Annotated in this window: 20 protein-coding genes; 2 read left to right on the forward strand and 18 right to left on the reverse strand. The window is 41.8% G+C overall.

Annotated elements, in window-relative coordinates; all coding sequences use genetic code 11:
- Positions 1-119: 119 nt before the first annotated feature.
- Positions 120-242, forward strand: coding sequence for a hypothetical protein (locus ACTB00_RS08900; protein ID WP_463299561.1), 123 nt, complete (start codon positions 120-122; stop codon positions 240-242).
- Between the two features lie 140 nt (positions 243-382).
- Here ACTB00_RS08900 and ACTB00_RS08905 read toward each other — a convergent pair whose 3' ends face one another.
- The 6 genes from ACTB00_RS08905 to nirB are packed head-to-tail and all read right to left on the reverse strand — an operon-like array spanning position 383 to position 5,380.
- Positions 383-1,096 (reverse strand): Crp/Fnr family transcriptional regulator, encoded by a 714-nt coding sequence (locus ACTB00_RS08905; protein ID WP_463299562.1) that lies wholly within the window; start codon positions 1,094-1,096, stop codon positions 383-385.
- Between the two features lie 9 nt (positions 1,097-1,105).
- Positions 1,106-1,891: an ABC transporter ATP-binding protein gene (locus ACTB00_RS08910; protein ID WP_463299563.1), complete on the reverse strand. Its 786-nt coding sequence runs from the start codon at positions 1,889-1,891 to the stop codon at positions 1,106-1,108.
- A 20-nt stretch (positions 1,892-1,911) separates the two neighbouring features.
- A complete protein-coding gene (locus ACTB00_RS08915; RefSeq protein WP_463299564.1) occupies positions 1,912-2,304 on the reverse strand; it encodes a hypothetical protein in 393 nt (130 codons plus the stop codon).
- On the reverse strand, positions 2,216-2,518 hold the full coding sequence (locus tag ACTB00_RS08920) for a hypothetical protein (RefSeq protein WP_463299657.1): 303 nt from the start codon (positions 2,516-2,518) through the stop codon (positions 2,216-2,218). The genes ACTB00_RS08915 and ACTB00_RS08920 overlap by 89 nt, the downstream gene beginning before the upstream one ends.
- Positions 2,519-2,528: 10 nt before the next feature.
- Positions 2,529-2,882 carry a nitrite reductase small subunit NirD gene (nirD, locus tag ACTB00_RS08925; RefSeq protein WP_463299565.1) on the reverse strand — a complete coding sequence of 118 codons (354 nt, stop codon included), beginning with the start codon at positions 2,880-2,882 and terminating at the stop codon, positions 2,529-2,531.
- 5 nt (positions 2,883-2,887) lie between these two features.
- On the reverse strand, positions 2,888-5,380 hold the full coding sequence (nirB, locus tag ACTB00_RS08930) for a nitrite reductase large subunit NirB (RefSeq protein ID WP_463299566.1): 2,493 nt from the start codon (positions 5,378-5,380) through the stop codon (positions 2,888-2,890).
- Between the two features lie 174 nt (positions 5,381-5,554).
- Here nirB and ACTB00_RS08935 point away from each other — a divergent pair, with 174 nt between their 5' ends.
- The gene (locus tag ACTB00_RS08935; RefSeq protein WP_463299567.1) at positions 5,555-6,139 is read left to right on the forward strand and encodes a DUF4202 domain-containing protein; all 585 of its coding nucleotides are present in this window, start codon (positions 5,555-5,557) and stop codon (positions 6,137-6,139) included.
- On the opposite strand, the gene ACTB00_RS08940 is transcribed toward ACTB00_RS08935, so the two are convergent.
- The 12 genes from ACTB00_RS08940 to ACTB00_RS08995 all read right to left on the reverse strand — a co-directional run bounded on the left by ACTB00_RS08940 (position 6,136) and on the right by ACTB00_RS08995 (position 21,737).
- On the reverse strand, positions 6,136-6,852 hold the full coding sequence (locus ACTB00_RS08940) for a HesA/MoeB/ThiF family protein (protein ID WP_463299568.1): 717 nt from the start codon (positions 6,850-6,852) through the stop codon (positions 6,136-6,138). The two genes, ACTB00_RS08935 and ACTB00_RS08940, sit on opposite strands and share 4 nt — an antisense overlap.
- A gap of 86 nt (positions 6,853-6,938) precedes the next feature.
- Positions 6,939-7,406, reverse strand: a complete 468-nt coding sequence (locus ACTB00_RS08945) for a molybdenum cofactor biosynthesis protein MoaE (RefSeq protein WP_463299569.1) — start codon at positions 7,404-7,406, stop codon at positions 6,939-6,941.
- An 80-nt stretch (positions 7,407-7,486) separates the two neighbouring features.
- On the reverse strand, positions 7,487-7,735 hold the full coding sequence (locus tag ACTB00_RS08950; RefSeq protein ID WP_463299570.1) for a MoaD/ThiS family protein: 249 nt from the start codon (positions 7,733-7,735) through the stop codon (positions 7,487-7,489).
- Positions 7,736-7,737: 2 nt separating this feature from the next.
- Complete coding sequence (locus ACTB00_RS08955) at positions 7,738-8,709, reverse strand: GTP 3',8-cyclase MoaA (protein WP_463299571.1); 972 nt, start codon at positions 8,707-8,709, stop codon at positions 7,738-7,740.
- 10 nt (positions 8,710-8,719) lie between these two features.
- Positions 8,720-10,174 (reverse strand): rubredoxin, encoded by a 1,455-nt coding sequence (locus ACTB00_RS08960; RefSeq protein WP_463299572.1) that lies wholly within the window; start codon positions 10,172-10,174, stop codon positions 8,720-8,722.
- Positions 10,175-10,181: 7 nt separating this feature from the next.
- Complete coding sequence (locus tag ACTB00_RS08965; protein WP_463299573.1) at positions 10,182-13,679, reverse strand: molybdopterin-dependent oxidoreductase; 3,498 nt, start codon at positions 13,677-13,679, stop codon at positions 10,182-10,184.
- Complete coding sequence (locus ACTB00_RS08970) at positions 13,676-15,076, reverse strand: MFS transporter (protein WP_463299574.1); 1,401 nt, start codon at positions 15,074-15,076, stop codon at positions 13,676-13,678. The genes ACTB00_RS08965 and ACTB00_RS08970 overlap by 4 nt, the downstream gene beginning before the upstream one ends.
- Positions 15,077-15,732: 656 nt before the next feature.
- Entirely contained in the window at positions 15,733-18,042 is a 2,310-nt protein-coding gene (locus tag ACTB00_RS08975; RefSeq protein WP_463299575.1) for a PAS domain-containing sensor histidine kinase, read from the reverse strand.
- A gap of 608 nt (positions 18,043-18,650) precedes the next feature.
- Positions 18,651-19,103 carry a hypothetical protein gene (locus ACTB00_RS08980; RefSeq protein WP_463299576.1) on the reverse strand — a complete coding sequence of 151 codons (453 nt, stop codon included), beginning with the start codon at positions 19,101-19,103 and terminating at the stop codon, positions 18,651-18,653.
- 93 nt (positions 19,104-19,196) lie between these two features.
- On the reverse strand, positions 19,197-19,853 hold the full coding sequence (locus ACTB00_RS08985) for a hypothetical protein (RefSeq protein WP_463299577.1): 657 nt from the start codon (positions 19,851-19,853) through the stop codon (positions 19,197-19,199).
- Positions 19,837-20,328: an RNA polymerase sigma factor gene (locus ACTB00_RS08990; RefSeq protein WP_463299578.1), complete on the reverse strand. Its 492-nt coding sequence runs from the start codon at positions 20,326-20,328 to the stop codon at positions 19,837-19,839. Before ACTB00_RS08990 ends, ACTB00_RS08985 begins: the two co-directional genes overlap by 17 nt.
- Positions 20,329-20,462: 134 nt before the next feature.
- Positions 20,463-21,737 carry a mechanosensitive ion channel family protein gene (locus ACTB00_RS08995; RefSeq protein WP_463299579.1) on the reverse strand — a complete coding sequence of 425 codons (1,275 nt, stop codon included), beginning with the start codon at positions 21,735-21,737 and terminating at the stop codon, positions 20,463-20,465.
- Positions 21,738-21,880: the final 143 nt, after the last annotated feature.

Raw genomic sequence — 21,880 nt, forward strand, 5'->3', positions numbered from 1 at the left:
GGTTGCCGATGCAGCAATGATAAGCACTACCAACATTCAGGCGCTTTTGTCAAATAACATCAACTACATTGTTGGAGCAAGGCTGGGCAATTTATCCAAACCGAAAGGACAAGTATGAGATGGAAAAGCAAATTGAGAAGGCTCGGGCTATTCTCGAAACTCCCTCAAAAGGTAAAAAGGTAAAGTTTATCAAAACCACGGGGGAGCAGGCAGTGCTTAATCAGGCCTTGATTTGGGTTTGAAGTTTTTTTTAGATGATTATTGGTTGGTGTTTAGCGGTTTGCGAGTATTATAAAATATCTAATTATGAAAGGATGGCGAAAACAACTCACCGCAATAGTTGGAGCTGATTTGCAAGGAATTATTTTTTTTAGCTTCTGACTTATCCTTCCAGGAAATATTGGGTTTCTTTAAGTTGAGCTTCAAATTTTTCAACATCAGGGATGCCTAGTCTTTTCCCTTTAGCATTTAACAGTCCCTCTTTTTTTAAGGCCGAAATAACACGAATTACCTGATCGGTTGAAGTGCCGGCAAAGTCTGCAATGTCCTTGCGTGAAAGCGTTATGTTGATGAAACTATCAGTTTGACCGAATTTTTGCATGATAAACAACAAGCCATTGATCACTTTTTCGCGAACGGTCATCTGTGCAAACCGTTTGGCATTGGCTTCGCTTTTTTGAAGCTGATCCGCGTAAAAAAGCATAAAGTCGAACATTAACGGTGGTGTTTTGTGTAACATTTCTATCAACACATCGGTCGAGAAGTTACACAAAATAGAGTCAGTCAAAGCGCTTGCGCTGATGTCGTATACGTAATTGGTTCCAAAACCGCGGTGGCCAACAATCTCACCGTTTTTGGAAAAACGAATAATCTGCGAATTCTTGTTGGCTGTTTGTTTAAAAACTTTTACACAGCCTTCGTAAATAAAATATAGCCCGCTGACGGGAGCTCCCTCGAGAATAAATTGCTGCTTTTTATTGCACGGGAATGTGTTTTTCTGCTTGAGGTAGGGCTGTATAGCTTCAGTATGAATGTGCTTTTTAATCAAGCAATTCTCGTTGGTGCAGGAACGACAAGTATAATTTTTTAGATTCATTGGTTTGTATTAATGATCCAGGAATGTTAGTAAGTGTTGACGATATTTATAAAAATTAGAATGCTTCACTACTGTATGACGTTCACGAGGACGTTTTAGTTTAATATGAGCCAAGTCGCCTACTTTGGCGTAAGGGCCGGAGGTCATCATAATTACCCGGTCCGACAGAAAAATCGCCTCGTCCACATCATGCGTAACCATAATAGCTGTAATTTTTTCTTTGGACCACACATCAATCAGAACGTCCTGCAGCTCCACACGAGTCATTGAGTCGAGCATTCCAAATGGCTCATCAAGTAATAAAACTTTTGGCTTTAAAGCAAATGCCCGGGCAATTCCAACACGTTGCTTCATGCCCTGCGACAAATCGATCGCCTTTTTATGAAAGGCATCTGCCAAACCGACTTTACTCAGGTAGTATTTACAAATGTCGTTTCGTTGGGCTTTTGTGGCATGCGGAAAAACTTGCTTCACTCCGATCATCACATTTTCAATCGCCGTCATCCAGGGAAGCAGGCTGGGCGACTGAAAAACAACTGCCCGGTCTGGACCTGCTCCGTTGATTGGCACATCGTCAAGCAAAACCTGACCTGCTGTAATCTCATTCAGGCCTGCGACCATGGTTAATAAGGTTGATTTTCCGCAGCCCGAATGGCCGATGATCGATATGAATTCTTCTTCTTTGACTTGTAGCTGAAAATCTTCCAGCACTACAAAATCGCCTGTTGGTGTTGGATAAGCTTTTTTCAGGTCTTTACACTCCAACATGACCTTGGTATCGGTTACAATTTCCATCTTTATCAGTATTTGAAGTGTTAAACAATCGCCTTTTTCTGCCTGGGTAGTTGGGGTTCAATCTGTGGTAGATGATATACTTTTTTGTTTGAAGCAGATCGAAATTTACCCAATTCCATTAAGTAGCTATTAATTGCATTGCGTTCCTTCTTGAAATTCTCATCAGCATTAATTGTGGCTTTATCTCGCGGACGTTTGAATTCGATTGGGAAAACGGTTCCCAAAGTAGCTTTTGGTCCCGGTTTCAATGGGATTACCCGGTCGGCCAATAAAATTATTTCCTGGCGCCCAACACGGAAAGTCGATTGGGTTGAAGCATAATATTCACCATATGCTTCGTGGGTACTTAATAACTGATCCGACTTGTTGATCTGTCCGGTTTCGCCCCAGATGCGCACATCCTGAAGAGACATTTTGAAGCCAAACTTGTCGGTTTTGTACCCTGCAATTAAACGTGCACGGTGTTCGGTGAAAAATCTCTTGTTTTAGTATTTCGGCGCTGGGAATTCCTAACTTTTTTGCGTCGCTGACAATGAGCCCTTCTTTTTTGAGCGCCGAGATGACACGAATTACCTGCTCCTCCGTGGTTTTTGCAAAATCGGCTACTTCTTTTCGTTGATCGTCGATTTATAGAATTTTATTCAATTCCGATAAATACATACCCCTCCTCAATTTTCACCGGGAAGGTTTTCAGCTGGTATTCTTCATCCGTCAGGCATTTGCCATCTTCCAGCGAAAAGGTTTTTTTATGAAACGGACACGCCACTTTCGGATGTCCTTCACTGTCGCCCGTCAGTCCGCGCGAAATAGCCATTTCGCCTTTGTGTGGGCATTGGTTTTGAGTGGCAAACCAACGCCCTTCGTTGGTAAAGTTGAAAACTGCAATTTGCTCTCCGTTAACGAGTACTGCAGCTCCTCCATTTCTAGGAAAATCCTCCACTGCAGCGGCCTTCACCCATTCTTTGATTTCGGTTTGTTCTTTTACTTTCATGATTGTTATGCTTTTGCAGGGATTTTTTGATCCCGTAGTGGTACAAATTTGATGTTATTGTCGATTTCGTCTGAATTCACGAAATGACGGAATTTATTTCTTAATTCCGGAGTGCGGACAACTTCAGTCCATTCGCATTTGTAGTGAGATATCAGCTCGGCCATTTCCTCTTCCAGCTTGTTCCCTATGCCAAGTGAGTCTTTCACCACCACATCTTTCAAGTAGCCCAATCCGCCTTCCAGGCTAGCCAGCCATTTGGATGTCCGGGTTAATGGTTCGGCTGTTTTAATGTAGTACATCAGGAAGCGATCGAGGTATTTAACCACTATTTCCTTGTCGATATCGGATGCCAGCAGGTCAGCATGGCGTGGATTGGCTCCTCCGTTGCCACACACGAACAAGTTCCAGCCTTTTTCGGTGGCGATGATTCCAAAATCTTTACCGCGAGCTTCGGCACATTCGCGCACACAGCCCGAGACGCCACCTTTTAGTTTGTGCGGAGAACGCAATCCTTTGTAGCGGTCTTCAACCTCAATGGCAAACGAAACCGAATCGTGCATTCCGTAGCGACACCAAGTCGATCCCACACAGCTTTTAACAGTCCGCAGCGATTTTCCGTAGGCATGACCACTTTCAAAGCCGGCATCAATCAGTTCCTCCCAAATGGCGGGTAGCTGATCTACCCGGGCACCAAATAAGTCAATTCGTTGTCCTCCGGTAATCTTGGTATACAGATCGTATTTTTTCGCTACCTGTCCAATGACAATCAATTTCTCAGGAGTAATCTCACCACCTGGAATTCGGGGAACGACAGAATAAACTCCGCGTTGCTGAATGTTTGCCAAAAAGCGGTCGTTGGTATCCTGAATTGTATCTTGCTTTGTGATCAAATCATTCCAGATGCTTGCCAGCAAAGAAGCCACAACCGGCTTACATGTTTCGCAACCTGAGCCTTTGCCATAAGCAAGAATCAACTCATTGTAGCTTTTGAATTCATTAATTTTAATCAAATCATATAGTTCCTGACGGGTATAATCGAAATGCTCGCAGATGGTTTTTCGCACCTCCCGACCTTGCGATTTCATATAGTGTGTCAGCAAATCGTCAAGCATTGGAGCGCAGCCACCACACCCGGTTCCGGCTTTGGTACACTTTTTAATTTTTGGCACCGATTCAGCACCATCGGTTTCAATGGCGCTGAGTATATCGCCTTTGGTAATGTTTTCGCACGAACAAATAGCAGCGGTGTCGGGTAGGTCGCCAACCCCAATTCCCGCGGCACCTTCTCCACCGCGTGCTCCAAGTATAAAGTCCTCAGGATTTTCAGGCAAGGCTATTTTGTTATTGACGACCTGTTTCAGCATGTTGTATTCTTCGGCTTCACCAACCAAAATACCGCCCAGCAGATACTTGCCATCTTCCGAAATGTTCAGGCGTTTGTATATACCACGTGATTTGTTTTCGTAAACGATGGTTTTAATTTTATCGCTTTCAACCAGTGCTTCACCAAAACTGGCAACGTCAGTTCCAATTAATTTCAATTTAGATGAAAGGTCGAAGCCTAAGAACTCCTGCGATTGTCCACCAATATTATTTACCAAAATTTCGGCCATCTCGTAGCAAGGAGCAACTAGCCCCCACACCATATTGTGCACCACAACACATTCGCCAATTGCGAAAATCGAAGGATCGGCGGTTTCCATTTTGCTGTTCACCACGATTCCTCCTCGTTGGTGCACTTCCAGTCCTGCACTTCTGGCCAATTCGTCTCGTGGGCGAATTCCTGCAGAAATAACCAACAGGTCAGCATCCAGCGAGGATCCATCGGCAAATTGCAAGCCTTCCAGTTTGCCATTGCCTGTAATCTTCTCGGTACTTTTATTGAGTAGCACTTCCAGGTCAAAATTTTCCAGTTTCGATTTCAAAATATTAGCGCCCTGAGGGTCCAACTGACGCGGCATCAAGCGGGATGCAAATTCAATAATACTGGTCGGCAGGCCGTCGTCCAATACTGCTTTTGCAGCTTCTAAACCAAGCAATCCACCACCAATTACTGCAGCTTTACTGGCCTTTGGAATATATTTCTTGATTTTGTCGATATCGTCAAACGTGCGGTATACAAAGACTCCCTCTTTTTCAATACCCTCAATTGGTGGGACAAATGCCGATGATCCGGTGGCCAATACCAGGATATCATAGGAATAAGTCTTTTCTTTTTCAGAGCTTACCGTTTTGGCTTCTCTGTCAATGGCGGTTACTTTTTCATTGGTCAACAAGTCAATATTGTGCTCATCGTACCACCCGGCAGGTGCCAGCAGCAGCTCATCAGGAACCGTTCCGGTGTAGTACGATGTAAGGTGAACCCGATCGTAAGCCGGGTGTGGTTCTTCGCCAAAAACAACCAGCTCATACTGCTCTTTTAAAAGGGAAGAGGCAAACTTTTCGCAAAATTTGTAGCCGGTCATTCCGTTTCCAATTAATACAATTCTTTTCCTCATTTTTGGCTATATTAAATTCTTGAATTTTTTCAATAAGGTGTAGAGATCCCCGGGAACCAGTTTTGGGTTCTCGTTTTCTCTTTAAAATCAGTACGGTAAATGCGATTAATATCCTTTTGTCAGGAAGTCAACTTTTCAGCTTAGTTCACGTTTAATCATTAAAATCTTTTTCTCATGCACAGTGAATCTTTTCAAAATGCAACGGAGGCGTTGAAAGCCGCCCATTTGCAAGATCCCAATATTGAACTTGTCGGTTCTGACCAAGTCCCGGCAGAGTGGTTGTACACCCGGCGGCTGCTTGCTTGTTTGACGCAAGTTTACCCCGATGCTTCGGAAGCGTTGACCATTGCAACCTACTGTCAGCATTTGCATCGATGGGAAGTTAAGCGATCTGAATACCCCGAGGGGCGGATTGGCTACTTCCAGTGGCGCAACTTTTTGGGCGATTACCAAGCTGACAGAGCCAAGGCTATTCTGAAAGCCAGTGGCTACTCTGACGATTTTATTTCGGAGGTGGTTGACATCCTGAAGAAGCTGAACATTCATCGGTTGGATGAAGCACAAAAACTGGAGGATGTGGTTTGTCTTGTTTTCCTTGAGCATTACATGAATGATTTTATGCATGGAAAGTCGGATGCGCAACTGGTTCAGATTGTGCAAAAAACCTGGGGTAAAATGTCTGATCATGGTCATCATGTTGCTTTACAGTTAAATTTGCCTGAGCCAACCCGACGGGTTGTCGCGCAAGCCTTGGGTTAAATTGAAAACAGGTTAAATCGGTTTTCAGAAATTGAGAAAACCAATAATTTGCCAGAGATTACCTCACCGTATCCGGTGATTATTTTGATCACTTCGTTGGCCTGAAGGCTGCCGGTAATGCCGGGCAAAACGCCCACCAGTCCAATATCGTCTGGTTGATAAATCCCGTCCTTAGGAACGGTTGGGAAGAGCTGGCTAAAAGCGGGTCCGTTTTGATAGTTGAACACGGTAACTTGCCCTTCGTAGTTCATTACCGAGGCAAAAGCCAGCGGTTTGCTGAGTCGTTGTGTTTTGCTGCCCAAGAGTTGGCGGGTGGCGAAATTATCTGAGCAATCTGCTATTACATCGTATGATTCAAGCAGCTTGGTTGCATTTTCTTTATTTAGTCGGGTGTCGTATAATTCAATTTCAATGGCCGGATATAAATCAGTTAGCCGCTCTGCCGCCATTTCAATCTTCTTTTTACCAACTTGCGAAGAAGTGTACAGCACTTGCCGTTGTAAGTTAGAGAGGCTGACAACATCATCGTCCACCATACCAATGGTGCCAACACCTGCAGCCGCCAGGTAAATCAGCACAGGGCTTCCCAATCCTCCGGCGCCAATCACCAGCACCCGAGAATTTTTTAGCTTTTGCTGTCCTGCTTCACCAATTTCGGCTAGCGAAAGGTGACGGGAAAAGCGGCTATATTCTTCTGTGGTTAGCTTCTTCATCTCATTATATTTTTAATTTTTAGCGGTATTCGATGGAACTCGCTTATAATGATCCTCTTTTTTGTAAAAACCTTTACATGCTCGTTTCATTCGGCGTGTTGGTGTTCGTGTTTATGATGATGTGGGTGTGAAGGGGAGCTGCAATCGCAGTTTTGTCCCCATTCGCTGCTTCCATCGGTATAAAATTCGTGTTTCCAAATAGGCACTTCATACTTTACCCGATCGATTATGTAACGGTTGGCCTCGTATGCCGCAGCCCGGTGTGCCGATGCGGTAATAACCACTACGGCACATCCGGAAATATCAACATGTCCGACACGGTGCACACAGATCGCCTTGTTCAGGTCCCATTTTTTATGGGTATCGGTTAAAATCTCTTCAATCATTTTCTCGGCCATGGGCTCGTATGCCTCGTACTCCAAATGAGTAACTGCTTTGCCTTTGTTATTGTCGCGCACTTCGCCACTGAACAAAACCACAGCACCTGAGTTCGGATCGCGAAAGTCATCGAACAAGTTGGCGTAATTGATGGGTGTATGTTGAATGTGCTTCATTGATTAGTCATTATATTGTCATTGATAGTCATTTGTTTGTCACTCACGGATTACTGTGACTGTCCGCTGCCAACTTTTCTTTAGCCACCACTTGATGGTGGAATCAGGTAAACCGGCTCATCGCTTGTTTTTATTTGAGTATGCGGTACAAACTTTTCGTTGACTGCGATCCGGCAATTGTCCAAAATCTCATTGGCTTCAGGGTTTAGTTTTTTTAGTTTTTGAATGACTGACTGGTACGATGCCGGAAGTTTCAATTGTACTTCCATCTGCGGCGCGAAAAACTTTCGCAGTCCGGCAAAGCATGTAATTTGAATTTGTGTTTCCATTGTTATCCTCCTATATTTCTCATTGACAATTGGCTGCCATGAAACCTGACCGGTTGTTTTAGCAGTAGCAATTGCTGTAATTTTTGGGTTAATACTTCAGGTTTTTGAATAAAGGGTGCTAATTTTTCGCCACGGGCATTGCTTAGGCATCCGTAGAAATAGCCTCGGCTGTCCATTCGCAAGCGATTGCAATCATGACAAAAAGGTGTTGACTCGTTGGCAATAATTCCAAATGTTCGGTTTTCTCCAGCCGACCAGTAGCGTGCTGTTTCCGATTGTTTTCGGGGCAATTTCGAAATTCCGTAATGCTGATCAATGGTCTCCAGTATCTCTTTTTCGGAAAAGAACAAGTTGTTGTTTCCTTCGAACAGATGCCCCATTTTCATCAGCTCGAGGTACCGGATTTTAACGCCCAGTTGAGCGGCATAATCTAACAGCGGAATAATCTGTGATTCATTCCTCCCACGCATGATGACAGCATTCAGCTTCACATGAAATCCGGCATGTAAAGCTGCTTCAATGCCGTCAAAAACCCGTTGGGCTTGATGATGTCTGGCTATTTTTTTGAATAGTTCCAGGTCAATAGCGTCAATCGAAATGTTGATTGACTGAAGTCCGGCTTCCTTCAACTGGCTGGCTGTTTGCTTCAAGTAATAACCATTTGTTGTCAGGCGTATATCCTCAATTCCGAGCTTTCTTATTTTACTAATCAGCTCAAAAAGGCCCATGTACAGCAGCGGTTCGCCACCCGTTAAGCGGATGCTTTTTAGGTTGACCAACTTATGAACGGCACCAATCATTGATGCAAACTCATCGGTGCTTAGCTGCTCTTCTTTGGGAGCAGAAATGACAGCCATTCCTGAAGCCGCCGTGTCGTCGCTGACGCAGTATTCGCAAGAGAAATTGCAGGTGTTTAGTAAGCTCACCCGTAGTTTCTCAAAACGTCTTCCGATATGGTCTTCAATTTTTTGCATCAATCTATTTTTAGCTTGTTAATTCAGTTATTTCTAGTTCGCTAAAGGCTGTTTTCGGGGTTTCACAAACCGGGCAACGGTAGTGCTCCGGTAATTCATTAAATGCGGTACCCGCTTCAATCTTGGTTAATAAATCGCCATATCGCTCGTCATATACAGTGCGGCATTCGGGGCATTGGTGCACGATTTTATATGTGCGCCTGGGAGATTCCTGCCTGTTTAGGTGGCGCGTTTGGCTTTGCACAAACGACTGCGCATAGTATTTTTTTGAAATGTCATTTAGCTTTTCCGGCAGCTCATCCTTACTTAGGTTACCGGCATATTCCAGGTAATGGTTATTGTTTGGATTGAAATCATAAGCATATTCAATGCTGTATTTTCGGGTGAAATCGTACTTGCCCAAAAAAGACAATCGGCCTTTAATTCGGATGACAACCGAAGTAAATTTTTCTCCCGGCTGGGTCTGAATTCCAAATGACAATCCATAAGTTCGGATGTCAAATTTGTCGAACGCTGAAACCAGGTATCGTTTTAGTTTAAATGCTTTCTCATCCAATAATGGCAAGTGCCAATTCAGTTCAAACGAAGAGTGGCGCATGTTAATCCCGAATCGCCCTATCAGTTCTTCCCAGTGTATTTTATCTTTAGTTTCAATATCTTTTATCAGAAGTGTTTTCCAGGGTGTGAAGCTTATTTTCACCACATTTGTTCGCTGGCAGAGCTGACAAACTTCCTTTAAAAATTGAATAGGATAGTTGTTGTTTCGCCAGTAAAACCCGGCCCAATACTGATCCTTACCATCTATTTTATTTAAGCCTTCGTAGTAAGGAAAAAATCCGATTGGGAGGTCAATTTTTTTCGTGTTTTCGAGTGTGCTTTTCAGTAACGGTGAACTTGCGAGTGCATTCAACAAGGCGTCAACTGTTTCTAGCTTGTCCCGAATAATTAACTGCTCCAGTGTTTGGGCGAATGTTGCAATGTCATCTGTGAAAATTAGTGCGGGCCAAACTTGTGGGTCTTTGTTCGGGTTTAAACTCAGGTGCAAAAGCCAATAGTTTGGTGTTTCGGATGCTACAAAATTGAGGTGCCCATAAAAAAGTGGCACCATATTTTGTTTTGGGTCAACGATGTTTATTCGCAGAAAATGGTCGTAGGTAAACTGATCGATGATTTTCAGGTAAATACCGGAATATATCCACGATGTTGAAGGTAAAATGTCGACACAAGAATAAGATGAAACTAAATTTTGAATTCCGGATGTGCGTTTGTGAATGGAAACACCACTTCTGTTCAGCTGTTCGGGTTGAAAATTCGTTGGCAGATAAAACAGAATATCTTGCCGTGATCCAAAATGAACATGGTTGTTCCCGGCCTTTTCTGCTACCAACAGTATTTCGTATAGCAGGGCGGGAGAGAGCACTCCTCCTTTATTTAAAATTCGATATAGTTCTTTTGTTTCACTCATGTTCTTCTTAGTTGATCGCAACCAATTTTTGTTCTTCTTTCAATATTTTTTGAATTTCCGGGCGACAGCTTCCACAGCCCAAGCCGGCACTGGTGTGCTCACAGACCGCATCCATATTATTAGCGCCTTCCCGGATAACTTTTTGAATATTTCCTACCCCCACATTGTTGCAGGAGCAAAGCAGTTTGCCAACGACCGGTTCAACAGGTTTACCTGTACGCAGCAGTTTATTTCGTAATCCGGCTAATTCGGTTTTTTTAATGATCAGCTTTTTGAATTCAGCAAATTCAGCTTTGTCTCCCATCAAAATTGCACCCATCAATACGTCATCTTTTACAATGCACTTTTTATAATACCGGGTGGCTTTATCAATAAAAATCACTTCCTCATAATCTTTCGAGCCATCAGGTATTCGGGTAAGTCCGATTGAGCATAGGTCAATTCCGGGGAATTTTAAAATATTCATGGATTCGGTTCCGTGGTATTCGCTCATTGGATTGCCATTGATATGGTCGGCTAAAACTTTCGCCTGATCTTCGGCGGCGGCAGTAATTCCAAAGAGGTTACCGTTCAGTTCTGCAATTTCGCCAATGGCATAAATAGAGTGGCAGCTGGTTTGCAAGTGCTCGTTAATCAAAATTCCACGGCGGGTATTCACAACATCTTTGGCATACTCGATATTTGGCTTGGTGCCTATGGCGAAAACTACTGCATCAAACGAAATACGTTTCCCACTTTTAAACGAGACCAGATATCGATTTTTCGGATCGGCTGAAAGTTGGCTGACTTCATCGTTAAAGAGAATGTTCATTCCTTTTTCTTCCAGAATTTCACGAAGCAAACTGCCGGATTCATTATCGAGTTGACGGTCCATCAGGCGTGGGTTGCGATTAGCTAAGGAGACTTTAACATCTAATTCCAACATTGAAGCGGCCATTTCCAGTCCCAGCAATCCTCCACCTACGACCAGTACCTGGTCGGTTGGCTTTACGTTGTCTTTAAAACGATCGGCATCGTGTTTGTCTCGAATGGTAAATACTCTCGGATGTTGCATCCATTCCGGCTTGGCAACATTTGGGCATGAACCGGTTGCCAAAATCAGCTTATCGTAACTGATGCTTTTTCCGTCGGAGCAAAATATGGTCTTGTCTTTTGAATCAATTTTTTCAAGTGTTACACTGGCTTCCAATTTGATGTTTAAACGTTCGATTTCCTCATCACTTGTCTTTTGCAGCGCTTCCCAACTCAACGTTCCAGCAATGTAATCGGGCAATAACACCCGGTTGTAAAAAGGGTGATTTTCTTTGGAAATGACGATAATTTCGTCAGTTGTATTTTTTTTACGATAGCTTCTAATGAATTGAATGGCAGCAGCTCCTGCACCTGCCACAACAATTTGTTCCCGGGGTTTGCTGTATTTTGAAATAGCGACAGTGGTGAATTTAAAATCCGGTTCCTTCGATTTTGGGTCGACCAGGTCATTGGTAATATTGTTGGTTCGAGCATTGATACCCGACAGCACTTTTCCCCAGTGCATGGGAAGGAAAACAACGCCTTGGCGAATTTCGTCGGTTACTTTTGCCGGAACCTGAACTTTTCCATTTCGACCTTCAACGACGACAATATCATCGTTCTTAATATCGTGCAAGTCTGCGTCAATCGGATTGACTTCCAGATAGGAATGCTCAATGTGCTGCTTCAACTTTTGTACTTTGCCGGTTTTGGTCATCGTGTGCCATTGGTCGCGAACACGGCCGGTTGTCAAAATCAGGGGGAACTCTTTGCTTGGTTCTTCCGATTCGTTTTGAGGTTGAACGGCAAACAAATTTGCTTTTTGATTTGGGGTGTAAAATTTCTTATCCTTAAACAGACGTTCGGTTCCATTGCCGTTTATGAAAGGCCATTGAGCTGTTCCGTGCGTTTGAAGGTGATCGTAAGTTAATGATTCGAAAGAAAGGTTTGTTCCAGCGGTCAGCTGTTTGAACTCGTCAAAAACTTCGTTGGCACTTCTAAAGTTGAATCCTGAATAGCCCATTTTTCGAGCCACACGACAAATAATTTCGTAGTCGGGCAATGCTTCGCCGGGTGCCTTTACTACTTGGTTGATGTAATTAATGCGTCGCTCTGAGTTGGTCATCGTACCATCTTTCTCCAGCCAGCCCGCTGCCGGCAGCACCACATCGGCAAATGGCAAGGTGTCCGATTTGTCGGAAATGTCCTGAACCACCACAAACTTAGCGTTTTGCAATGCCTTTTCAACTTTATTGGCATTGGGCAGGCTAACCATGGGGTTGGTACAAATGATCCAGATTGCCTTTAGTTTTCCACTTTCCAAAGCATCGATCATTTCGGTAGCGCTGTAACCAACTTTTGCAGGAACTTTATCCACCCCCCAAAAATCTGCTACTTCTTTTCGGTGAGCTTCATTATCCAGATTACGATGTGCCGGCAGTAAGTTGCACATACCGCCTACTTCGCGTCCTCCCATGGCATTGGGTTGCCCGGTTAGTGAAAATGGTCCGGAACCAGGTTTGCCAATTTGGCCTGTAATCAACGACAAGTTGATCAATGATAAATTTTTATTGACCCCAATCACACTTTGATTTAAACCCATGGCCCACATCGAAATGTAGCCTTTGGATTCTCCGATATATTTGGCTGCTAAACGGATGTCTTTTACAGGAACACCACAAATTTGTGCTGATTCCTCCACGGTGTGTTTCATTACCTGCTGTTGGTATTCGTCAAAGCCATTTACATACTTGCGCACGAAATCCCAATCCAACAACCCATCTTCAATCAGGCAACGCCCAATGGCATTGTTGAGGTACACATCGGTGCCCGGTTTAAGTTGCAGATGAAGGTCAGCTGATTCGCAACTTTGGGTCCGGCGAGGGTCAGCTACAATGATTTTAACATCCGGGCTAGCGGCCTTTCGAGCTTCTATCCGGCGAAATAAAATGGGGTGACACCAGGCCGGGTTAGCTCCGGTAATGTAAAAACAGTCTGCAAGGTCAATATCTTCATAAGAGGCAGGTACCGCGTCTTCGCCCAATTGCATTTTATAGCCTACCACGGCCGAGCTCATGCAAAGGCGGGAGTTGGTATCAATATTATTGGTGCCCCAAAAACCTTTGGCCAATTTGGTGGCCACGTAATATTCTTCGGTCAGGCATTGGCCCGAAACGTAGAATCCAACTGAATCCGGGCCGAATTTTTTGATTAACGATTTGAAAACGGTAGCAACACGATCAACAGCTTCAGGCCATTCTACTTTGCGCAGTGGATGCCCTTTTCCTAACCGCATTTGAGGGTACAGCAAGCGGTCGGATTGGTTGTTTACCACATAATGCAGGTTCAACCCTTTGGAGCACAATTTACCCCGGTTGACCGGATGATCAAGATCACCTTTCACCTTAACCTTTCCGTCGGGCAGCCGGTTTACGAGTACTCCACAGCCTACACCGCAATATGAGCATGTTGATTTGTATTCTCCTACCTTCATCGGCATTCATATTTTTTGATTGTATTTTGAGTGTTGCTGTATGCATAGGCAGGATTAACTTTTAGTTTTTCTTTGAAATCCATCAGTTCTTGCATTTCTGTCTGGGCTTCCAGTTCCGCTTCCTCAGAAAAACGAATGAAAAAGGCGATGAGCGAAATACCAACGACAATCATCCCGATAATGAAAAGCGCCTGGGGATAGGATATCCCTTCCATTTTGAATAGGAATCCTGCAGCAACAGCCCCGGCATTTCCGCCGGCTCCAACAATTCCGGAAATGGTACCTACAGCCTTTTTATTGATGAATGGCACGACAGAAAATGTTGCCCCCTCTGACATTTGAACAAAGAGGCTAAACAGAATCATTGATCCAATCGCAAGCGGCAGGACGGTCATTTTGCTGAACAGCATGATTGCGAATCCTTCGATTAGCAGCGTAAAAAATAGAAAGTAGACCCGTCCTCTTAGTCCAAACTTGATTCCTGATTTGTCGCCTAATATTCCCCCAACTGAACGAGCAAATATGTTCATCAGTCCAAACAAGCCGGCTATTAATCCTGCTGTTTTTACATCCAAACTAAAATAGTCGACATAATAGAGTGACGCGATATTATTGATGGTTAGTTCAATTCCAAAGCAAGCTCCATAAATTATAAACAAGCCCCATACGCGGTAATCTTTTAGCGCATTCAAAAAGGCACCTTTGTCGGCTTTTTTCTTAAACTCGAAATTAGGGTCTTTTTTTCGAAGATCTTTTATATTGCCTTCCGGAGTATCGGTCGTGTATTTATAGTAGACAATTCCCATGATGATCATAAATATCCCGGGGGCAATCATGGCCAGTCTCCATGCCTGACTTTCTATAAATCCGAATCCTAATAAGGCTGCAAAAATTATGGGCATCACCATTTGGGTTACACCGCCACCCAGGTTTCCCCAGCCGGCAGTTGTAGCATTGGCTGTTCCAACCACGTTGGGAGCAAACATGAGGGAAGTATGGAATTGGGTAATCACAAACGAGGCGCCTATGACGCCAATCATCAGTCGGAAAATCAACAGTGAGGTGTAGTCATTGCTCAGTCCCACCAGCATGACAGGAATTGATCCGAGAATGAGCAGCCAGGTGTACGTAATTCGTGGTCCGATTTTATCGGCAAGCCAACCAATAAACAGGCGGGCAAAAATGGTAATCATTACCGATGAAATGATGATGTTTCCGATTTGCGACTTCGAAAGAAGCAGTTCTTCTCGGATAACAGCCATTAAAGGGGCAACTCCGAACCAGCCGAAAAAGCATAAAAAGAATGAGAACCAAGTGATGTGGAATGTTCTCATCTGAACGGTCTTTAAACTGAATAAGTTAATCTTTGCCGCTTTTTGTGATTTTGAATTTCCCATACTCTTCGATTTTAATCATTAAAGATCGTTTTGTCTTAAAACGTTTGTTCAAAGAAATGGAAAGAATACTACCATTTTGTTATTTTATCTGTTAATAAAACATTAAATTGATGTTTTTGCTTGTAATATGATGTAATAAAGCTACATAAAACATGGTCAAAATACATAAAAAACAATGCTTTATTGTGGAGCTTTATTTAGATAAACACCACTAATGTGTTGTAAATAAGCTGGGAACGATTATCTTTTATCATTCTGTGTGTTTCTATTTGATTTGCTTAAGGGTTTTATTTTGTCATTTTGATTGTAATGTTAATTGAATATTAACAAAAAGGTTGTTTCTCAATTGAGAACTGTCGCCTACTCAGCATACTAAGCGAGGCAATTCAAAACTTCATTTTAAGATGATTGGGGAATACCCTATAAAAGGTTATTATAGTGGAGCTTGCAGGCGATGTTACACTCTGAAAAAGTCTGGTGTTTTCCTATAGCCTTATTCTTTTATGCGCACCCTATAGAATCGGCTTGGAGGTGTAGCGGTACGCGGACGGATTTCATAGTCTATTAATCGTCTGTTTGATTACGAGCAGTGTCTTTTACTTTAATATCCATTAGATGTTAATTCAAGACTTCTCACATTCACCGTAGTAATTATGCTATTTTGAAATAGAGAAATAGAAACTAGAGCCTTTACCTTCTTCACTTTTCACCCAAATACGACCACCATGTTTTTCAACAAATTCTTTACAAAGAATCAACCCTAAACCGGTTCCCTTTTCATTCTCGGTCCCCATTGAAGATATATTTTCATCAATCCGAAATAATTTCTTTAGTATCTCTTCAGACATCCCTTTGCCATTATCAGCTACTTCAACAATTACTTCATTCTCATTTTCCGTAGTAGAAATATCAATTTTTCCATTTGCAAAAGTAAACTTTAGCGCATTTGAAATCAGATTGCGTAAAATGGTACTAAGCATCGCCAAATCAGCAAAGACATATAGACTTTCAGGAATATCACTATTTATAGTAATCCTTTTGCTTTGAGCGTTAAGAGTGAAAATTTCAACTGTTTTATTTATCGTTTCGCGTAGTGACAGCTTTTTAGGAGTGAATTCCATTCTGCCTGTTTCTGATCGCGACCACTCCATCAGATTGGTAAGTAGCTCAATTGCTTTCTTTGAGGATTGTAAAATAAAGGTTGATAATGTTTCAACTTCATCAAGATCCTTTGCGTTTACATTTTCCGCAAGTAGTTCGCTTAAACCAGCAATTGCAGAAAGAGGGCTTTTTAAATCATGGGCAATGATGGAGAAAAACTTATCTTTCATCGAATTTAATTCGCGAAGCTGAGCTTCACTTTCTTTCAGCTTATTTTCAGCTTTTCTAATTGAGGTAATGTCTTGGTTGAGGCCAAAAGTCTTTATTGTTTTTCCTTTGTCATTTTTAATAACTGCAAATCGAACAGCAACATAGCCCATTTCGCCATTTGCGTACAGCATACGGTGTTCTATTTGGCATGTATGTTCAGTATCTGTGGTATTCACTGCTTTCTCGATCTCCTGAGCAACTAGGTAACGATCATCCGGATAAATAAATCTATTGGCATATTCTTCTGGTGTCATGGTATTACCACCGACCTCCTGACTGCTGGTTTTGAAAATGGAATAAAATGTATCGTTAAAATGAAATAAGTTCTCTTCCATGTTCAGTTCCCAGGGACCTAAACGAGCAATTTTTAAAGCAATATTCAGTTGAATCTGATGATCACGAATGGCTTGTTCTGATCGTTTCCGATAGGTGATATCCTGGACTGTACCTATTAATGATTTTGGTTTCCGGTTTTCATCGAAAACAAGCTTGCCGATGCCGTGAACCCAGCGGGTTTCACTATCCGATCTTCGAATGATTCGATATTCCGTGTTAAATTGTTTTTGTTTATCTATAATCACATCGCGGAGGTAATTTAGGATATACTCCCGGTCATCGGGATGCAAAACGGTCTCCCATTCATGATTAATTTTTTTATCAATACTTCGCTCAAATCCATAAATATCTTCCAGTACTTCTGATAATTCCAGGTATTTCTCTTCTATATTATACTTGAACGAACCAATATTTGCTGCTTGTTGTGATTCTCTGAAAAAGAGTTCGTTTTCGGCTAAACTCTCTTCCATATTCTTTCTGTCAGTAATATCACGGGCGATACCAATTAAAGAGCTTATTTCACCATCGGACGTGACAAGTGGGGATGTGCTGGCTGAATGCCACCTCCAACTCCCATTTTTATGTTTTACCCGATATTCAACTCCGCTAAATTTTTTTCCGGTTGAGAAATGCTCAGCCATCTTCGTTTTTAAGCTTCCAATATCATTCGGATGGATGAGTGGAATGAAGGAAGTACCGATAATCTCATCAACATCGTGTCCCATGATTTCTTTCCAATTTGGGGAAATATAGGTGAAAACAGCATCTTTGGAGATCGAAAAAACAATGTCGGCGGCATACTCTACCATGGACCGAAAGCGCTCTTCGCTTATTTGTAGTTTCTCTAGCGCTTGCTTCTTTTCACTAATATCAATCACAGTTAAAACTGTTCTCATACTTGATTTAATTAGTGACGCAGAAAAAAGAGCTGAACGAAGTTTTTTTTCCCGGGTAAAAAAGACGGCTTCATATTCAATCGGAACATCGGGGCTACCAAGCTTTCTTTTTCGGTTGTATTCCTTTAATCGTTCGATTTCCTCAGGAGGCATTTTATCGGTCCATTTAGTGCCTGTCAGTTCATCTTTTGTATAACCACTTAATTTACAAAAGGCCTCGTTTACCATTGTAATTTCAGCATCGGCTTCAAACACCACTATGGCAGCGGAACAGTTTTCAAATATCTCACGATAAAGGCTATCGTTCGTTCGAAAGTCATTCTCACCAGGAATTCGATCCTTATTGTGTTTTTTATTTTGCATGTTCGAGATACAAATCTTTTTACTGCAGAAAAAACGTTAAGAATTAACAAAATATTATTTGAAATAGGTAATCATTCTAATGACAAGGCCAAACGAACCTTTCAAAAAAGGTACACTTTGTGCTGATTTAAAATACCATTCGTCCTTTTACGTTTGCACTGATGACGCTATGCTTTCAGCTGAAGCTGAAGTAAAATGTTGTTGTTGGTAATATCTGACTTCAATCTATCTACAAGGTATTGTTACCTCCCAGCGCTCTTGCAGTACGAATAAACAGCTTTGCCTTTAAGCCTGTTTTTTTTCAATAACATACGAACATACTTAAAAAACAAGACTTCGCAAATAGTTGACTGGCAAATTAGTTATGAATATAATTGATCTAAACATAGCCACACTTTCCCGAGAGCTATCGGAAAATGTTTAAAGTACAGATTTTTGTCAATAGGTAAAACGACGCATGCCTGATCGTTTTTCAGGGATAGCGCTCTTGGTAATTCATTGGAGACCGACGGAGGGGAGAGGCACTGTAGAACTTTCTTTGTCCGTTAATCGAGTACTTAATTGTGTTAAGCGCTTTTATTTCTATTGAATTTTTTCGGGACGGTTAATTATAATACGTTGTCTTCTGCTGTGGCCTTAGCATCCATGCTACGACCAATAATTAAGCCAATTAGCATTCCGAAAGAAACACCATAAGCAATGCCTAATGACCGCTCAAAATCCGATAAAAACACAATTCCCAAAAGAATTCCGAAAGACGATCCTAAGCCTATCCCCAGGTTGGTGTAATACCCTTTAGAAATTAAAGAGAAGGTATCCTTTAAATATTTTTCAAATTTACGGAGTGCTTTCTGAAGGTATTTTTTGCTATTTCCTGAGGTTGAGTCTAAATTCAAACGATCAAGTTCCGTTTCTATGGATTGAATTTCATCTTTAGAGAATTCTCTGCTTTTCAATTTGCTTAGCACATGAGCAAATTTCTCATAAACCTTTCGTTCAGCTTTATTCGTTGTTTTGGTTTTTAAACGTTCAAAAAAGTTATAGGCTTCTTGTAATGTCATAATTTCTAATGTTTTCCTGGTTAGTGGCTCAAAGCAATAATTATTACATGTTAGACTTATCTTTTTTTTTAAAGGCCTCAAAATCGCACTCTTTTATGTGTTTAAGCTTTCCAGATCAGTCATTAACTCTTCCAGTTTTTTAAATACCCTCCCATAAACAATGTTTAAATCCCATTGGTAAATGCGACCGCCAAAAAATGTCAATAAACCCAGAATTACACTTAGAACAATGATTCCTACTAATGGGATTCCGAAGATCAGGTACATGTCAGGAAACCGGTTTAGAACCTCACTCAAAAGTCGTTCGCCTAGTGCGATACCCTCAGCATCTTTAAACCAAAAGCCTAAAATAAGCGACATAAATATAACCGGGTATAAAACCCTTGATATTCGTTTGTTGACTGCTACCTGCTTTTTAATCCACTGATCAAATTCTTTGAGGTATTGATAGCTGTTTTCACCTTTATCGATACGCTCTAACCCATTCAGCAAGCTTTTATTAATAATAACAAGTACGGTAAGTGTTACAAAAAAGATAGCGCCCGTTAAGGGTATTCCCACAAAATAGGATACAATTAAAAAGACAAAAGAGAATACAACAATTGCAATTAAATTAATGCGAAACATTCGTTTGAATTTATCAATGATATGAATTGACTTTTTGTTGTACAGATCGTTTATCTTTGGCGCAACTAAGGCATCACTTTTTAGAAAGCCTTCTTTCCAGATGTTTTCAATTGATTTTTCCATCTAATATTTTTTTTAGTCTGGTTTTAATTCGTTGAACACGGACACCAATATTATTGGGGTTTGTTCCTATAATATCGGCAATTTCCTGATAGGATTTTTCTTCCAGATAAAGCATAATAATAGCTCTGTCAATTTCTGATAGTTTCCGAATAGCCGTATATAGCAGATCGAGAGATTCGTCTGAAAATGCATAGTTATCTTCAGTTTCTTCAGTCGGTAAAGAGTCCGATACAAAATGCTGCCTGTTATTTTTCTTTTTCTTCAGTAAGGTCAAGCAAACGTTTAGCGAAATTCGGTAAACCCAGGTACTCCATTCCGATTGCTCGCGAAAGTTATCTTTACTCCTCCAAATTTGTAAGCAAACTTCTTGATAATAATCTTCGAAATCTTCTTGCGAATTCGTATACGCCCGACATAACTTGATGATTATTCCGGCAAACGGCAAAATAAATGTGTTATAAAAATCGCTACTCAATGTTGTTTTTATTTAGTTGGTGGCATAAATCAAAGATTATTACATGCGAGCTAAATTTTTATGAGCACGGTTATGTCGTGCAAATTATCCAACAAAGCGTTTCTCATTTGCCGTTAAGAAAAGAGTATTCCGGCTCACGTTTTCCCTTGATCCACTGGAATACCATTGGCATCAATAAGTTGGATTTGCTGCCGGGGATAAACAGGGATAATTTTGTTTTTGTATTCCGCTTTGTTGATTTCAGCCGAAATTTTTAGCAGAAGATCAGTTTTCCATTTTCTTCGTTCGCGTGCGCCAACCAAATAGCGGACAATTATGTTGGTCCATGAGTCACTTGCCGCAACAAATATTTCCGGCTTTTCGGACACCTCTTCATTTAGGCCCGCTTTATGCAAAATATTAGAATAACGTTTGGCCGGTTCGCGCATATATTTCCCGATTACGTCGTTAGCTGTTTTATCGAGCACTTCTATGGCAAACGGAATATCCGATTCGTTGGCTATAACCACATCCAGTTCGTCCCATACAAAAGGAAAATCGCCGGTGAGATTAATAACAGTTCCGGTCAGAATTTCATTATTTGGGAAGGTTACAAGTCGCCCGGTTGACTGTTCCGCGCTTACAAAGCCCGGTTGATAAGGTGAGCCAATTTCCCATACCGTGGTCGAAAGGAAATCAATCCGATACACATCGCCAAAAACATCGCCCACCCGAATTCGATCACCCACTTTGTAATATCTGCGAAAGGTGTTGAGCAACCAACCCGTAAAACTTTCAATTGGAGTTTGCAATGCCCAGGATAAAGCCAGGCCAATAAGACCGAATGAACCGATAAGTGCGCGAATATCTCCTGCCACAATACTAAAAACCACACCAATGGCCAATACCCAAATAGCAATGGAAACAAGAGTAGTAATTCCCTCAATATTTTTTAAACGTCTGAATGATCGGCGCAAAATCGTTTTTATAAGCCGAATGAGCAACCATGCCAGTATCAGACAGATGATGGCAATCAGTATTTTTGGAAGGTTTACGATAAAGCTGTTCCACATATTCTGAATTGCCCAAATGGCTTCGTCTGCTGCTTTTTCGGTTTCGGTGCTGGAGTTTTTTACCACCTCAGTTGATAAAATTTCAGTAGTGTCGGGTTGGTTGGTAAGCGCTTGTTCTTCCATGGATGCCAGATCACCTCCCGAAAACAGAAGAAGTATAAAACCTGTAACGGCAACTGCCAAAATGGTGGACTGTCTGAATTTTTTTAAACGATTTTCTGCTCCTTTTACTTCTGCGCTTTTTGTAACTCCACGTTTTTCCCTCCGTTGACTCTTACTATCTATGAACTCAGTTTTGGAGTCCTCATCGGATTTGTCCCAACTTGTTTTGCGGCTATTTCTTTTTTTGAAGTTCATTTTGATGCCTGTTTCCTATGGTTTGTGCATGCGATTGCACGGCGTTATGTTATAAAAACAGGGGCAATTTGTAAAGGTTCATAATCAGCTTTCAAAGCGAAAAATAACGCCGTTTAATTGTGTGAACAGCCCTCTGGTTCGTG

Source organism: Sunxiuqinia sp. (assembly GCF_055140945.1).